The following is a 15,322-nucleotide window of genomic DNA, read 5'->3' as shown; positions in this document are numbered from 1 at the left end:
TTGCGTTACCCTGAGTGACATCTACTCAGTGTTAACGCGATCCCTCAGTAGCATCTCTTGCTCCATAAATTTTCGGGTTTTCGCAAATGCTTTTTCCAGCGTGACAAAGCCCAGCTCGGATGCCAGCTTACGTCCACGCATGTAGCTTTTATCCGATTTTGGCTGACACTTAAACAGTGGCAGCCAAGCACTATAATCAAGGGGTTGTAAATAACTGACCTGGGTCGAAACGCCCTCTTGCTGCTCCCGATTACGGCGCATCTGTTTGTTTAATGCCGCATACATCTCAAGCCCTGCGGTATCGTAGTCAAATGCGCAGATCACTTCGGCATAATGCTGGTACCAATGAACTCGCTGTGGGGACAACCCCTGAGAACCACTGGCCAGAGCCACATCCGTGTTAGCCAGCGTCAGAGTCTGCCCCAACATGTCACTGGCAACATCAAGCATCAGCTCGGGATGAAAGAAATTCTCTTCGTTTTCCACCAGCAATAACTGCTTTTTCGCCGCAAAGCCCTGCACCGCACCCTCGGGCTTCAGAAGCACGACATCAGGACGCGCATCAGGTAAGCCCATACGATATACCAGCAGGTAGCTGCACGTGGTTGTCGCCAGATGGGAATCGCCTTGGGCACTGGCTTGGATACGGTTGACTGGCTTTTCGGCAGCGGCAAGCAGCTGCTCGTAACGAATAGGATCTATCACCGTCACTTGCCACTGCTTTGCACCACGTTTAGTGACAGTGAATATATCACGCCAATCGTCTTCATAGCCCTGCGGTAACAAGCCGTGAAACTTGTCCCAATTAATCTGTTTACCTGCGCGGATCTGTTCGAGATAACGTTTAAGTGACATAACCGAAGAAAATCAGTCCCTGATTGGCCTGACAGTGAATTCAGCAAGCCCAAAAATAAGGGCTCATAATAAAACTGTCAGAGAATATTAACCATGGAAAAACGCAGATTATGTGGGCTTAATTGGATTAACTGCTGGGTTGTTGAGCAAGCGCCAAATCCGAACATGCCCAATCATAGAAATCAGCTGTAGCGCAGTAACCTGCATTGGTTTGATAAAATGTCGTGCTCAACTTAAGTCAGCGGCCAACTGCGTCAGATTATGTGGTAAGTTTGTTCAGAATGGCTAATGCGTCATCTGCTCTATCTACGGGCACAAACACATGGTCATGATAGTAAGCGGCGATGACGTTGGCGCTGATCCCCTGCTCAGCAAGTTTACTTGATACCACAGCGGTTAAACCGACAGCTTCCAGGCTTGAATGCACATCAAGAGTGATACACCGGAACACCCCCTGATACCCCATCTCGGCAACGTCGGCTTCTGTTTTGGTAATAACTAAGGTAAGCCCCTCTTTTTCTCGAAAGGTCGCAACAGGAAACAGATCTGCATAGTCACCATAAGCGGCATCACCGACATGGCAAAACACATATTCGACACCGCTCAGTGAAGGAGACAGGGCTTTTAGTAAAGTATCTAGATCAGAGATCGCAGACATAAGAGAATTCCTTTCCATGAGGTATGAAACTAGTAAAGTTAGCTTAGCTCAGTTCACCACCCCATATAAAAGAAACGCCTCTATATCTATAGAGGCGTTTCCGAATAAATGCAGGAGTTCAAGCTTGCAACACTTTAACTTACTAAATCTCGCTTGTTGTCCCAATACTGTGCAGCTAACTTCTGCATGTTTGTCGCCAACTCTCCCACTTCGCTACAAGCGGAACTGCTTTCCTCTGCTTCGGTCAGCACCTCATCGGCAATCGACTTCATATTGCTAATATTTCTACTGACTTCCTGCGCCACCGAACTTTGTTCTTCAACGGCCGTGGCAATTTGCAGATTCATGTCATTAATTTGGGTCACCGCAATGCTCACCGCTTCCATGTTTTCTTCTGCGAGATGTGCAGATTCCACACTGCTGTTGGCACGGGCTTGCGCCGCCATCATCGCTTCTGCAGAGCTTTTCGCTTCACTCTGCAGGCGAGTGATCATCTGCATAATCTCTTCAGTAGAGTTATGAGTACGATTCGCTAAGGTACGCACTTCATCAGCAACAACCGCAAACCCCCGCCCTTGCTCACCGGCACGGGCAGCCTCAATCGCGGCGTTAAGCGCCAACAAGTTGGTTTGTTCAGCAATAGCTCGGATAACATCAACCACAGAGCCGATATTTTCACTCTCTTTCGCTAAGGCATCGACCAAACCAGCGGTATTCTCGATCTCCCCAGAGAGGGTCTGAATACTGGATACAGTATCGGATACGAGCGCAGCCCCCTCTTTCACTTTGGTATCAGCTTCCTGAGCCGAAGACGCGGTTGATTGCGCATTACTCGCAACTTCATGGATGCTGGCGCTCATCTGTTCTACCGCTGTTGCAACCTGATCGGTTTCACTATGTTGTCCCTGAATATCAGCGATGGTCGCACCTAAGCTCTCTTCCATTTTACGGGATGCTCGCATCAGGCTAATGGAATAATCATTCAGACTGCCCGCCATCGCCACAGGTTCGGATTGCAGCGTTTTCAACATCAGTTGGATCTGTCCGACCTCATCCTGGCGACCGGTATAAACATACCTGGCCAATGGGTCATTGGCATACTCCTTCCCCTGCTTCGCCAACTGAAATAGAGAGCCGTGTGACCAATGATAAAGTAAAGAGGAGATCACCAAGCCAATACCAGCAATTCCCCAAGCCGCACCGGCTTCAGTCAATTGGCAGCCAATACCACCGGCAATCGCTGCGGCAACAACGAGAGAAAGCTGAAATTTGGTCGCAATAGAAAAGCCAGCGTTTAACTCTTTCGGTGTTTCGTCACCACCACGTAGCTTGGCATACAATGACTCAGCACGAGCCACCCAACTTGCTTTAGGTTTGACTCTAACAGACTGGTATTCTTCGGTTTTTCCATCGCGCTTAATAGGTGTTGCGTAAGCATCAACCCAATAGTGATCACCATTTTTACGACGATTTTTAACCAAACCCATCCATGATTCACCGGATTTCAGCCGTTGCCACATTTCAGCAAAAGCTTGGGACGGCATATCTGGGTGGCGGATCATGTTGTGCGGTTGGCCCAACAGCTCTCGTTTATCAAAACCACTGGTTTCAATAAAATCCGCGTTAACATATTTAATCGTTGAGTCTAAATGGGTAGTGGAAAGGATATTGGCGCTATCAGGGTAATTAAACTCTTTTTGAGTGACAGGGTTGTTCAAACGCACGGCAAAACCTTCTCTGAATTAGTATCGAAACAAGCACGGTCCCTTAATTTTCTTGGACATCCAGTCACTGCTCTTGATCACAATCTAACACACTCAATGAAAGGTTATATTTCATGGTGAAAAATGTGAGAACTGTGAGCGTGTTTTACCGTCAGGATTAATACCTAGCTCACAAATAGCGTCTGCAAATTGTAGCTATTGTTTAATTATAAGCCACGAATGCTGGCGCTATCTCATCCTGGTCAGAAGATAGTCGAGCATCTGGCCCAGCTCTAGCACCTGGCGATAGTCAGCTTCAGGGATAGTGATCCCGGTGCGTAGATTCACCGCAGCAACTAAGCGCATAAAATCCATCGAATCTAGATCCAATGCATCCCTTAAATCTTCATCATCGGGCACATCATCGGGTTCAACATCTGGGGCTATATTCACTAGCTCTTCAATCACCATGTCCCTTAGTTTTATGCGTTCCATAACGCCTCCGGTTTCTGCAAACGTTTATTAAGTTCGGTTAAAAACCGACTACCGTAATGGCCATCTGTCACTCTATGGTCTGCCGACAGTGTTACTGTCATCACCCGTCGGATCACGACCTTCCCCTGTTCAACAACAACGGCCTCTCTGGGACAACCCAAACCAACAATCGCCACTTGCGGCGGGTAAATAACGCCCCACATCGCTTCGACACCACGATCACCAATATTAGACACAGTAAAACTAGGAGCATCGAGATCAGAGAATTTCAGCGTGCCCTGCTTCGCGCGCTCTACCAAAGCTTGTAGCTGCTGCATCAGTCCGTCGACACTTAAGTGGTCAACATCACGAAGCACAGGCATCACTAAACCTCCACCTCGCAGGTTGACCGCATTGGCGATATCGATAGTTTCGGACGGAGCAAAGCGCTGCAAATAATGCCCATTTAACTGCGGATACTTCACCAGGCTTCGCGCAATGACACGCAACAGCGGCGCAATCAATAAGATGCGTTGCAACGGTTCACGCTCGCCGTTCAGCAGAGAAAGGTGTTGCTCCAATAGAGTTATATCCAGTGTGTGGCTTAAATAGTAGTGAGGGATCTGCTGTTTTGATCGCGTTACAGTCGCAGCAATGGCGTCACGCATCTGTTGCGGATCAAAACCACTACGAGAAGGATTCTGAGCCGGCTTCGGTTTCTCCACGAGAGCCGCTTGAACATCCACCAACCGGATCGCTCCATCAGGGCCTGAACCAGCCACTGCGGATAATGGCATATTATGCTGCTGAGCCAGCTCTCTGGCAGCAGGAGAAGCAAGATAAAAGACAGACGTTTTATCACCTGAAGCGCTCCCTCTCGGTTGAGAAGGGCTTTGCGAAGCTGCTTGTTTCCCTTTATTCGCGACAGATGAACCAGGCAAATCGTTTAACTCTGTTGCACTTCTTTGAGCCGATATAACAGCGAGATCCGCTTCATCATTTAACTGTGAAAGCTGCGCGATTGGTTGGCCAACGGGCGTTTTCTGGCCAACCTTAATTAGCAGTTCAGAGATACACCCCTCATCGTATGCATCCAGCTCTATCGCTCCCTTGTGGGTCTCAATCACAGCGATAGGATCGCCTCTTTTCACCGTATCACCGACTTGAACCAGCCATTCGGTCAATACGCCCTGCTCCATATCTGAGCCAAATGAAGGCATGGTGATCTCTTTCATCAGATCATCCCTCCATCACGCTACTAGTTGCCGAGCCGCAGCAACGATAGCGCTAACCTGAGGTAACGCCGCCATTTCGAGGTGCGCCGGATAAGGAATAGGCACCTCCGCACTACAAACTCTGGTAATGGGCGCATCCAGCGACCAAAAGCCCTGTTCGCCAATCAATGCTGATATCTCCGCCGCCATGCCTCCGCTTTTCCATGATTCGTCGACGATCAGTACCTTGTGCGTCTTGGTCACTGCAGCAAGCAATGCATCAACATCTAGCGGACGCAAGCAGCGAAGATCCAACACCAGTGTGTCAATACCGACGTCAGCCAACTGCTCAGCGGCATCCATGCTCTTCGCTAAATTTGCGCCCCATGTAATGATCGTCAGATCATGCCCATCGCGGCGCACCACTGCCTGCTCCATCGGTGCAATCGTATCGCTTTCACAGAGGGTTTCTTCTTGGTTATAAAGCATCACATGTTCAAACATGATCACAGGATCAGGATCGGCAATTGCCATCTGCAACATGTATCGGGCATCGGCAACTGTACCGGGATAGATCACCTTCAAACCGGGAATATGGGCATACCACCCCTCAAAGCTGTGAGAGTGCTGTGCGGCCAGCTGCTTCCCCGCACCACAGGCCATACGAATAACAATGGGGACACTGATCTGTCCCCCCGACATATGCCTCAATGTCGCTGCGTTATTAACTATCTGATCCAAGGCTAGCAAGCTGAAATTCACCGTCATCACTTCAACAATAGGCCGCATTCCGCCAATAGCAGCGCCGATCCCTGCACCTACAAAACCCGACTCAGCCAGCGGCGTATCGATCACCCGTTCCGCACCAAATTGGTCGAACATCCCTTTTGAAACGGCATAACACCCGCCATAACGCCCGACATCTTCGCCCATCAAAAAAACGCGAGGATCAGCAAGCATCGCCTCAACCATGGCATCATGAATTGCGCTGCGAAAACTTAACGTTGCCATTAGCGCTACCTCCCCTCTGGTTTAGACGTATCGTGAGGGGTATAAACATGGCGCATTAAATCTGTTTCTGGCTCCCAACCTGCCGCCTCTGCAGCTTCTACCGCCCGTTCAATCTCTTTATCTACCGCTTGCTCCAACTCACTGACTTGCGCTTGCTCAATCAGATGATTCGCCATCAACCATTCTCGTAACTGCACGATCGGGCCTTTTGCGCGCCACTCAGCAACCTCATCACTATCGCGATATAACTGAGTATCGAACATCGAGTGGCCTTTAAAACGGTAGGTTTGACACTCAATAAACTGCGGCAAACCGGTATTCCGGATCGCATTGCAAGCCACCTTGGCAGCGGCTTCCACATCCACCACGTTCATGCCATCAACCACCTGAGCCGTTAAACCATAGCTGGCCGCTTTACGATAGATATTCGGTTCCGACTCCTCAATGGCCAGCGGCGTCCCCATGGCATAGCGATTGTTCTCGCAAATAAACAGCACAGGCAGATCCCACAAGGTCGCCAGGTTCAAGCTTTCATGGAATTCACCTTCCGCCACCGCGCCCTCGCCAAAAAAGCACGCGGTTATCTGATTTCTACCGCAAAGCTTATCTGCTAACGCCAAGCCAACGGCAATGGGCAAACCACCTGCTACGATGGCATTACCACCATAAAAACGATTTTTAACGTCGAATAGGTGCATTGAACCACCGCGGCCGCCACTGCAGCCTGTTACCTTGCCGTACATCTCTGCCATCACCGCATTCATCTCCACACCACGAGCCAGTGCATGACCATGCTCCCGATAGGTAGCCACCACCGCATCGGCGGGCATTAGCGCTTGCATTACGCCCACTGCGATCGCCTCTTCACCATCATAAAGATGAAGAAAGCCGCGGATTTTTTGTTGCTGATAAAGTACCGAGCAGCGCTCTTCAAAACGCCGAATGCGGATCATTTGCTGCAACAAGAACAACAAATGTGGCGTGCTGATATGTAGCTTGCCATTGCTCATGATTCATCACTCTCTAAGGTTGAAATATCACCCTCAGGTAATCCCAGCTCCCGGGCTTTAAGTAAGCGCCGCATTATCTTGCCGCTACGTGTTTTGGGAAGGTTCTGACGAAACAGTATTTCACGGGGTGCAACGGCTGCGCCCAAGCGTTTTCGGGCATGCGCCATCAAGGCTTGTTTCAAATCATTGTCGGGTTCATTGCCTGGCTTCAATGCCACGTAGGCTTTTACCAACGCCCCTGCCGTTTCATCGGGCACCCCGATGACGCCCACCTCTGCAACCGCAGGGTGCTCCATCAACACACTCTCCACCTCAAAGGGGCCAATCAGATGACCGGAAGATTTGATCACGTCATCGGCGCGACCGACAAACCAGTAATAGCCATCGTCATCACGCATCGCTAGATCACCGGACAAATACCAATCATCAACAAAGCACTTCTCATAACGCGCCTGCTCATTAAGGTAGCCACGGAACATCGATGGCCAGCCGGGTTTCAGGGCTAATTCTCCTACCTGATTATTGGCAACAATGGGCGTAATGTGACCATCATCTTGCCGGGCAACAATGGCAGCCGTGATCCCCGGCATCGGCCGCCCCATGGATCCTGGGCGCACTGGCTCAGAAGCGAAATTAGCGATCATGATGCCGCCAGTTTCGCTCTGCCACCAATTGTCGTGGAATGGCATACCAAACACCTGCTGACTCCAGCGTACCGCTTCAGGATTAAGCGGCTCACCTACTGAGGCCATAAAGCGTAACGCAGATAGATCGTGATGCTTAATCAGTTCGCCACCGGCCTTCATCAACATGCGAATGGCCGTCGGCGCGGTGTACCAGATATTCACTTTCTGCTCAGCCAACACTTGATACCAGTGTTCAGGGTCAAATTCCTGCTCATCAACGATCAAGGTAGTGCGATTACAAAGGGGAGAAATAATGCCGTACGACGTACCAGTTACCCAGCCGGGATCGGCGGTACACCAGAAAACGTCGTCAGCTCGCAAGTCGAGGGCAAAATAGCCGGATATTCTATGGTAAGCGACGGCACCGTGAACATGCATCACCCCTTTCGGTTTACCTGTGGTGCCAGAGGTGAAATGCAGTAAAGCCAGCTGTTCATGGTCGAAGGCTCTCACCGGAAAATCGGGAGCAGCCTCAACCATGGCACCATCAAGATCAATACAGTTCTCAGGCAGTTCGCCTTTAATCCCGTACAGCAACACATGCCTCAGTCCCGGCATTTGCTCTCGCCAAGGCTGCACTTTCTTCTTGTACAGTGCATGGCTGGTCACCAACACCCGAGCTTTACCTATCTCCATGCGGGCACGAACAGGCTCAGGGCCAAAGGCAGAAAACAGCGGTGAAAAGACAGCCCCAAATCTGAGCGAACCTAACACAGCGAAATAGAGTTGCGGAACCCGGCCACAAAGGCCAAATACGGTATCGCCCACTACGATATTTAACCGCTCTAGCACGCTAGCAAAGCGAGCGGATTGCTCTGCTAGCTGCTGGTAACTGATATCCCTGTTTTGTCCGGATTTACTTAACCAACGGATAGCCGTTTGCTGACCAAATCCTTCATCGACATGGCGATCTGCAGCCTCATAAGCGATATTAATGCCGCCGGGCAATCCCTTAAGCATCTGTTCTGCTTGTTGCCAGGAAAACTGCGCATAACGGGTACCATAGTCGTTCAGGTTATATTGTCCCTTGCGATGACCTGACTTACTTATCTGTTCAATATCCATCACATCCTCCACACATGGAGATCCATCAGGTCATGACACAGAAGTAGTACGAGTTAATTGCATGAATGGTAAAGCGCTTTGAATTGGGCTACCCATGGCAAGGAGCTGTAGCCAACGACCCATTCACATCGTCTGGTGGCACGACCAGTCATTACTTATCTCTAGCCTAGCTCACGAGCAGAGAGTTTTCTTGCCTACAAATTGACCTGCTTCAAGCAAGCTAGCAACAATAGTTAAAACCGGACAGACACTGACCAAGGCAACAACTAAACGCGACGAAAATGAGCATGATATTGCGCAATAAGTATGAAAATAGGCATCAAAGCGCTTATAGTGAAAAGCATTGACCATGCCCTCTTAGAGTTGGCAATCAGCCGATCCCCCCACTACGGAATACACCTTGAAAAAAATAGCCTTGTTCGTCGACGTGCAAAATATTTACTACACCTGCAGACAGGCCTTTGGGCGCCAATTTGATTATCACAAGCTGTGGCAGCGGATCGGTTATGAAGGTGAAATAGTCACGGCCAATGCGTACGCCATTGCCAGGCAAGACGATGGACAAAGGAAGTTTCAGGACGCCCTGCGCCATATCGGATTCGAGGTAAAACTTAAGCCATTTATTCAACGCGCTGATGGTTCGGCTAAGGGTGACTGGGATGTTGGCATTACCATCGACATAATGGATATTGCACAGCAGGTAGATACTGTAATACTGTTATCTGGTGATGGAGATTTTGATCTGCTATTACAAAAAATCACGGAGAAGTACGGCGTGACCACCCATGTTTACGGTGTGCAGGAACTGACGGCCAATAGCCTTATTCGTTCTGCCAGCCATTTTCATCCAATAGAACAAGACCTACTGAAGTAGGCCTTGTTGTCGTAATAAACTCAGCGATAGAACCTAGCTACCGCAAGGTTCATCAGTCACCTGCCAAACGACGGGTTCCCAATACTCGTTTCTCTTTGAGTATCTTTTCTCGGGGATAAATTTTGCGGCAACATGGTAACGCTTGTTCGCTTCAACCTTTATCTCAATACGTTTTGAAGTCCCTCGATCCCTGCCGGGAAGCTTCAACCTAGGATCAGTGATGATTTCATAAGTTTTTACCAAATAAACACCAGGCTCCAATACATATGCGCCCGACTTAACGACCGCACGGTCGTCAATACGATCTATCTGTACAGGATATAACCCCTGTGGTTCAGGCGGTTTCATGAATATCGAAACACGACCACATTCAGCCCCTTCAGGTAAGTCATTGCTCTTGCAAGCAACCAAGCTGGTAAGACTCGCTAGTAACAAAATAAGGTATTTCATAACTTGTTTCCGTTTATTAGATAGCCAATAGTCAGGAACTCAATACAACTCTAGCAGGATCCGTCACCACAGCCTCAATACACCGCCGATTGTTCGCCAAGGATAATAAATAGTCATTGTACTAAACGAACAGAAAACGGACGCTGGCAAACAATCGTTTGTTTGCCAGCAAAAAATCAACGTTATTTTTTATTTACCGGCCTAAACCAATGCGCCCAGCCGACAAAAGCGCTGGCGCCACGGGTTTGGATCCAGACTTTGCCTTTGCCGCTGAAACGGCAGACAAAACCTTCTCCGGAGAAGAACAGGGATTTATAGCCGCCCACTTTGGTGACTTTGTATTCCAGCCCTTCAGTGAAGGCGACGATGTTGCCGGTATCCACGACGTAGTCTTCTTCAACATCAATCTCGATCACCGCACCGTACGAGTTGAAGAACAGATCTCCAGTGCCTTTCGCGCGGATCAAAAACAGACTTTCACCAGAGAAGAAGCCTTTCACCAGCCCCTGCCATTTGCTCTCAATCTCGATATCCGGGCCACACGCAACAAATGCACCGTTTTGCAGATAGATGGTGTCGTCGTTCAGGTACTGATGACACAGATCGCCCGGTGTACCCGGCGCAATACCCACTTCACCATCCACACCTTCGGCGGTGAATTCGTTAATGAAGATGCTTTCACTGGTCAGCAAACGGCTAAGGCCGCCACGCATCTTGGTTTTCATCTTCATATTAGTGTCCATGGTCGCCATTGCTGAGGCTTCCACTTTCAACATGTTGCCCGCGGGCAGTTGTACCGTCACAAAGCCGTAGTCTGGCTTACCAACCATCTCGAACGCGTAGCCTTTTTGCTCGGGTTGGCTTACTGACGAAGCAGGCTCAGGCGCTTGAGTATTATCTTCCATAGTTAACTCGCTCATTTTTGCTCCTTAGGCTTTACGCGCTCGTAATGAAGGCCCAAGGGCGTTCCCAAAACTAGAGGTGTTGTGGCTCTGACACCAAACCGTGCCCGTTCCCTTAAATTTACACACCAAACCTTCACCACCTAACCAGGAGTGCAACCAACTCTTACCGGCTTTGGTGATGCTGAAATCTAGGGTTTCATCGAACGCGACGATATGACCGGAATCGACAATATATTCGCCATCAACCTCAACCGGATAGATAGCACCAAACGAAGAGAGTATCACCTTGCCTTGGCCCTTGAGGTTCAGCCAAAGTACTCCCTCACCGGAAAATAAGGACTTAAATCCCTGCCAACCTAGATCAACGTCGATACCGCTGTCACTAGCTAAGTAGGAGCCGCTTTGTACGATCAAATTATCGTTATCCAGCTCCATGGTCATCATGTCTCCCGCCAAATCCGTGCCGAAGAACACAGTTCCGGAGTCACCTTTCGGCTCAAAGTGGTTGAGGAACAGTGACTCGCCGCCAAGCATACGCTTGGCCGCTTTAAACAGGCCACCAGAGTTCTTTTTGTGGGTAGTTGTGGTGATATCCATGTTGCCGCTCATGGCGATCATGGCACCTGCTTCAGCTGTGATAGTTTCTCCCGCCTGCAATGTCACTTTTGCCGCCGTATTACCGGGGCGATGAGTCAATTCAATATCCATTTATTTACTCCTATTAACGCCCTGGTTTATCGGAATTTCGGATTCAGCCAGCTCGACAAGCCAGACAAACTGCGGGTTTGCACGATAATTTTCCCTTTACCCTGTACGCGAGTCACTAGGCCTTCCCCACCAAAAAAGCTAGAGAAAATACCTCCTGCCAGTTGTAGCTTTAGCTTGATGCCTGGCTCATAGGCCACCAAATGCGAGGTATCAACAATATATTCGCCATCCACCTCTTTCTCGACCAACGCGCCATAAGCACCATAAAACACTTTACCGGTGCCTTTGACTGTCAGCTTAAACAATCCTTCACGGGCGATAAATGAGACAAAGCCTGCCCAACGCAGGCCCAATTCAACGCCGTCCGAAGACGCAAGATAAGCCCCAGGCTGGAGATGAAACTCTTCGTCATTTAGCTCGATGCAGCGGATCTCGCCCGGCACTGGCTGCACTAGGGTCACCCGCTTGTTAGCATTGGTATTGTTGGTAAAGCGGCTCACAAACAGTGTTTCACCACCCAGATACTTTTTCAGTAACCCTCTGAAGAAGCCCCCGTTGAAAGTCGCAGTAAGATCGAGATCGGCATCCATGCTGCTCATGGCATCCGACTCGCTGACAATGGTTTCTCCTGGCTCTAAATCGACATCGATATAAGAAAACGCCTGGGAGCCTTTTATTTCAGCTTTCATTCCCTTTTCCTTGTGGTCAGCGGTAAGAACTGTCACCGCACAAATTGAAATTAGTTTTATCGACCTGCTTCGAGCACAACATCAGTTTCATTAAGTTCCAGCTGACTGTCGTCATCAACCACAAACCCCTCAACACCGGCTTTTAGCCGGGCAAATGGCTGCGACAGGTCGAGAAATTGTGACGTTGCATTCGAGTTGTAGTCCTCTAGGGCATTAATCCGTTCATCCGTGGCGGGGTGAGAGCTGATAAAGCCCATGCCCGTCTTTATCCACTCCTGAGTATCTTCATCACCCAACTCGGCTAGCTTTTCCTGCTCTTTAGCTTGCATCTTTTGGAAGAAACGAGCCAAACCGGTGGGGTCGATGTTGGCTTTAATCAGTAAGGCATGACTAAGCCGATCCGCCTCTGATTCAAAATCCCTTGAATACCCCTGGCTAATCAGCAAAGGGGCCGCATCGGCTACCACAGCTAATACACCGGACACATCGCCAATCAGCGCACTCACGGCAACATAGATCCCAGCATGGGAGATCACGTTACGAATACCATGACGCTCTCGAACATGGACGATTTCGTGCCCGACGACGCCCAGTAATTCAGCGGCATCGTCAGCAGCTAAAATCAATCCTGAATTAATCACGACAATACCACCGGGCAGTGCAAACGCGTTCAAATTGCTGTCGTTGACGATATAAAAGTGATAATCAAAGCGCCGTTTCGGTAAGAGATCGATCAGTGGCGTCACCAAGGGCTCAAGCAAACGTGCTGATTGCTCATCGTCCATTAACTCGGCACTAATCTGATACTGGGCAAAACTGGATTCACCCAGCTGCTGTTCCCATTCCACGGGCACTTGCTCAGCGATCACGGCACTGGCACGATGCAGGTTCATCAACGCGGCAATGGGCACAGCTAAACAAACCAAAAGCACCACCACCAACAGCGACCAGTTAAATAGATGCTTAGAGCGAGCACCGCGCATCATACCGGCCAGATGGGGATACTGTTTAAAGTGAGGGTCTTTGAGGACAAATTTATCCGAGGTATAAAAACGCCAGTCAGGCCGGCCCGGATGGGTAAAAAACACCAGGCGATCGCTGGCCCCACCCTGCTCCATCTGCAACTCATTCAGACTTAATTCGATCTGCTGATCTGCAATGGTAAATATCAAATGCGAACTGCCCACCCGTAACTGACCGGAAGCTTTACCTTTCGCGAGAGACGAATGCACTCCATGACACGGATAGAGAGAGGGTTCAGACATTGTGCGGCGTATTCCCTGTGTTGATTAACTCACAACGCCATGGACGACTGGACAAGTTGTTACCAGTTCAGTCCAGCAAGGCCACTGCAAGCGCTATTAAAAATCCCTTAAACTTCAATCAGTCAGTTACAATCAATCGAAGCACTTTATACCAATCCGCATAAAGATATGGTCAACCAGGAAGTCTGGGCAAGTTCAATTCAAGGCGCAGTCATGCCGCAATGGTTGTTCCCTTGCAAATGGCTGCAACGTAGAAGTGGCTTGCCCAGACTTCCCCGTAGGACGGGTTTTAAATCACTTTATGCAGCGTTAGCTGATTTCGGCGTAGAACAACTATGCCTTCAGTCACCTGCCTTGCCTAAAGTGATTTAAATTCCCGCTGGTAAATCATATTCTTATGCGGATTGGTATTACCTTGAGCTGCGCATTATAAGCTGGCCCATAAGGAGCAACCTTGACCAAAGTCCAGTTTCTGGAGTCGAATCGCATCGGCAACAGTGATGTCGATAAATAAGGTCTGATATCTCTGTAAGACCAACGAATGATGTTTGGACGATCCCTGCGACTCTCTGATCCGGCTCAGAACTTGGGCTATTTTTACGATACTCATTCAAAGAGATAACACTTAAAATGGCTTCCTTTCATCACCATGGCTGAGGCAGCACCTATGCAATTCGAACTTTATGACATAAGCAAAACCTACGAAGATAATTACCAGAATGGTCCTTTCTTTGCGGGTGACATGCCGACCCGCCCTGCGATTAAGCAGATGCAAAAGGTGTTCGACTTTGAAGTGAACTCTCGTCTAGGTGTACCTGCTGGTCCACTGCTCAACAGCCATTGGTGCGATGTCTATGCCCAACTGGGTTTCGATTTGCCGGTTTATAAAACCGTGCGCAGTGTCGAGCGCGCTTGCCATCCCGCGCCGAACTGTATCTTCCTCAATGCAGAAAATCAGTTTAGTCATCAGGATATCAATACCCAGATGAAACCGGGCGTACGCCCTTCGCTGGATGAAAAGATCACCATCACCAACTCGTTTGGCGTACCTTCACTTTCGCCCGAGGTATGGATGAAAGATATTGAAGCGGGCAACAAAAAAATGGGCTCCGGCCAATTGATGCTGGTGTCCGTTAACGGTACGCCAGGGTTGGCTGAACGCGATTTAGTTGAAGATTATGGCTATGTCTCTGCCATGGCCAAAGAAGCTGGCGCCAAGATCATTGAAGTGAATTACTCCTGCCCTAACTTGGGTGGCAGCAAAGAGGGTGCCCTGTTCTCCGATCCGGAAAACTCTGCACTGGTCTCGAAAAAGATACGTGAATCGATCGGCGACACACCACTGATGATCAAACTGGGCTGGATGCCTGCAGAACAGCTGGAAAAAGTGATTGCAGCCAACCGACCTTACGTTGATGGCTTTGCTGCGATTAACACCATTCCTCGCAAGATCGTCAATGACCAAGGCGGCTCAGCCCTGCCGGGTGAAGGTCGATTGCAAAGCGGCACCTGTGGCTTCGCCATCGGCGAACTGGCCGAAGAAGTGACCAGCAACCTGATCGACCTGCGAACCAAGTGGAAAGATGACTTTGTAATCTGTTCCGTCGGCGGCATGATGACTGCACAGGATCTGCACCGCCGTCTGGAGATGGGCGCTGATATGGTGATGAGTGCTACTGCCGCCATGTGGGACCCATATTTGGCCCAGCGATTCCACGAATATAAGTAAGCAGATCACTCGCAGATTGATTTTTT

The 15,322-nt window shown here is 49.5% G+C and carries 15 protein-coding genes; 2 read left to right on the top strand and 13 right to left on the bottom strand.

Going from position 1 to position 15,322, the window contains the following annotated elements:
- Positions 1–21 precede the first annotated feature (21 nt).
- From DU002_RS11640 to acsA, 8 genes are all read right to left on the bottom strand, one after another.
- Complete coding sequence (locus tag DU002_RS11640) at positions 22–855, bottom strand: hypothetical protein (protein WP_114338558.1); 834 nt, start codon at positions 853–855, stop codon at positions 22–24.
- Between the two features lie 259 nt (positions 856–1,114).
- Entirely contained in the window at positions 1,115–1,513 is a 399-nt protein-coding gene (locus DU002_RS11635; protein ID WP_114338557.1) for an ACT domain-containing protein, read from the bottom strand.
- A 134-nt stretch (positions 1,514–1,647) separates the two neighbouring features.
- Positions 1,648–3,237, bottom strand: a complete 1,590-nt coding sequence (locus DU002_RS11630) for a methyl-accepting chemotaxis protein (protein ID WP_114338556.1) — start codon at positions 3,235–3,237, stop codon at positions 1,648–1,650.
- A 228-nt stretch (positions 3,238–3,465) separates the two neighbouring features.
- On the bottom strand, positions 3,466–3,711 hold the full coding sequence (locus DU002_RS11625; protein ID WP_114338555.1) for a phosphopantetheine-binding protein: 246 nt from the start codon (positions 3,709–3,711) through the stop codon (positions 3,466–3,468).
- Positions 3,699–4,925 (bottom strand): dihydrolipoamide acetyltransferase family protein, encoded by a 1,227-nt coding sequence (locus DU002_RS11620; protein ID WP_114338554.1) that lies wholly within the window; start codon positions 4,923–4,925, stop codon positions 3,699–3,701. The genes DU002_RS11625 and DU002_RS11620 overlap by 13 nt, the downstream gene beginning before the upstream one ends.
- 15 nt (positions 4,926–4,940) lie before the next feature.
- Positions 4,941–5,915, bottom strand: a complete 975-nt coding sequence (locus tag DU002_RS11615; protein ID WP_114338553.1) for an alpha-ketoacid dehydrogenase subunit beta — start codon at positions 5,913–5,915, stop codon at positions 4,941–4,943.
- 5 nt (positions 5,916–5,920) lie between these two features.
- Entirely contained in the window at positions 5,921–6,925 is a 1,005-nt protein-coding gene (gene pdhA / locus DU002_RS11610; RefSeq protein ID WP_114338552.1) for a pyruvate dehydrogenase (acetyl-transferring) E1 component subunit alpha, read from the bottom strand.
- Positions 6,922–8,676, bottom strand: coding sequence for an acetate--CoA ligase (gene acsA / locus DU002_RS11605; RefSeq protein ID WP_114338629.1), 1,755 nt, complete (start codon positions 8,674–8,676; stop codon positions 6,922–6,924). Before acsA ends, pdhA begins: the two co-directional genes overlap by 4 nt.
- 400 nt (positions 8,677–9,076) lie before the next feature.
- Between acsA and DU002_RS11600 the strand changes: the two genes are divergently transcribed.
- Complete coding sequence (locus DU002_RS11600) at positions 9,077–9,550, top strand: NYN domain-containing protein (protein WP_114338551.1); 474 nt, start codon at positions 9,077–9,079, stop codon at positions 9,548–9,550.
- Between the two features lie 33 nt (positions 9,551–9,583).
- On the opposite strand, the gene DU002_RS11595 is transcribed toward DU002_RS11600, so the two are convergent.
- From DU002_RS11595 to DU002_RS11575, 5 genes are all read right to left on the bottom strand, one after another.
- Positions 9,584–10,000 (bottom strand): hypothetical protein, encoded by a 417-nt coding sequence (locus DU002_RS11595; RefSeq protein ID WP_114338550.1) that lies wholly within the window; start codon positions 9,998–10,000, stop codon positions 9,584–9,586.
- A gap of 182 nt (positions 10,001–10,182) precedes the next feature.
- Positions 10,183–10,920, bottom strand: a complete 738-nt coding sequence (locus DU002_RS11590) for a TIGR00266 family protein (RefSeq protein WP_233496483.1) — start codon at positions 10,918–10,920, stop codon at positions 10,183–10,185.
- 9 nt (positions 10,921–10,929) lie between these two features.
- The gene (locus tag DU002_RS11585) at positions 10,930–11,613 is read right to left on the bottom strand and encodes a TIGR00266 family protein (protein ID WP_114338549.1); all 684 of its coding nucleotides are present in this window, start codon (positions 11,611–11,613) and stop codon (positions 10,930–10,932) included.
- Positions 11,614–11,639: 26 nt separating this feature from the next.
- A complete protein-coding gene (locus DU002_RS11580; protein WP_114338548.1) occupies positions 11,640–12,302 on the bottom strand; it encodes a TIGR00266 family protein in 663 nt (220 codons plus the stop codon).
- 56 nt (positions 12,303–12,358) lie between these two features.
- Positions 12,359–13,567 carry a M48 family metallopeptidase gene (locus DU002_RS11575; RefSeq protein WP_114338547.1) on the bottom strand — a complete coding sequence of 403 codons (1,209 nt, stop codon included), beginning with the start codon at positions 13,565–13,567 and terminating at the stop codon, positions 12,359–12,361.
- Positions 13,568–14,234: 667 nt separating this feature from the next.
- On the opposite strand from DU002_RS11575, the gene DU002_RS11565 reads away from it, so the two are divergent.
- Positions 14,235–15,296: a beta/alpha barrel domain-containing protein gene (locus DU002_RS11565; RefSeq protein ID WP_158538041.1), complete on the top strand. Its 1,062-nt coding sequence runs from the start codon at positions 14,235–14,237 to the stop codon at positions 15,294–15,296.
- Positions 15,297–15,322 lie beyond the last annotated feature (26 nt).

This window comes from Corallincola holothuriorum (genome assembly GCF_003336225.1).
Taxonomy (GTDB): domain Bacteria; phylum Pseudomonadota; class Gammaproteobacteria; order Enterobacterales; family Neiellaceae; genus Corallincola; species Corallincola holothuriorum.
This window is presented reverse-complemented; position numbering and strand designations above follow the sequence as displayed.

What these genes read in the sequence shown, in the direction of transcription:
- DU002_RS11640 (WP_114338558.1), bottom strand. Translation starts at nt 855, where the DNA reads ATGTCACTTAAACGTTATCTCGAACAGATCCGCGCAGGTAAACAGATT.
- DU002_RS11635 (WP_114338557.1), bottom strand. Translation starts at nt 1,513, where the DNA reads ATGTCTGCGATCTCTGATCTAGATACTTTACTAAAAGCCCTGTCTCCT.
- DU002_RS11625 (WP_114338555.1), bottom strand. Translation starts at nt 3,711, where the DNA reads ATGGAACGCATAAAACTAAGGGACATGGTGATTGAAGAGCTAGTGAAT.
- DU002_RS11620 (WP_114338554.1), bottom strand. Translation starts at nt 4,925, where the DNA reads ATGAAAGAGATCACCATGCCTTCATTTGGCTCAGATATGGAGCAGGGC.
- DU002_RS11615 (WP_114338553.1), bottom strand. Translation starts at nt 5,915, where the DNA reads ATGGCAACGTTAAGTTTTCGCAGCGCAATTCATGATGCCATGGTTGAG.
- pdhA (WP_114338552.1), bottom strand. Translation starts at nt 6,925, where the DNA reads ATGAGCAATGGCAAGCTACATATCAGCACGCCACATTTGTTGTTCTTG.
- acsA (WP_114338629.1), bottom strand. Translation starts at nt 8,676, where the DNA reads ATGGATATTGAACAGATAAGTAAGTCAGGTCATCGCAAGGGACAATAT.
- DU002_RS11595 (WP_114338550.1), bottom strand. Translation starts at nt 10,000, where the DNA reads ATGAAATACCTTATTTTGTTACTAGCGAGTCTTACCAGCTTGGTTGCT.
- DU002_RS11590 (WP_233496483.1), bottom strand. Translation starts at nt 10,920, where the DNA reads ATGAGCGAGTTAACTATGGAAGATAATACTCAAGCGCCTGAGCCTGCT.
- DU002_RS11585 (WP_114338549.1), bottom strand. Translation starts at nt 11,613, where the DNA reads ATGGATATTGAATTGACTCATCGCCCCGGTAATACGGCGGCAAAAGTG.
- DU002_RS11580 (WP_114338548.1), bottom strand. Translation starts at nt 12,302, where the DNA reads ATGAAAGCTGAAATAAAAGGCTCCCAGGCGTTTTCTTATATCGATGTC.
- DU002_RS11575 (WP_114338547.1), bottom strand. Translation starts at nt 13,567, where the DNA reads ATGTCTGAACCCTCTCTCTATCCGTGTCATGGAGTGCATTCGTCTCTC.
- DU002_RS11565 (WP_158538041.1), top strand. Translation starts at nt 14,235, where the DNA reads ATGCAATTCGAACTTTATGACATAAGCAAAACCTACGAAGATAATTAC.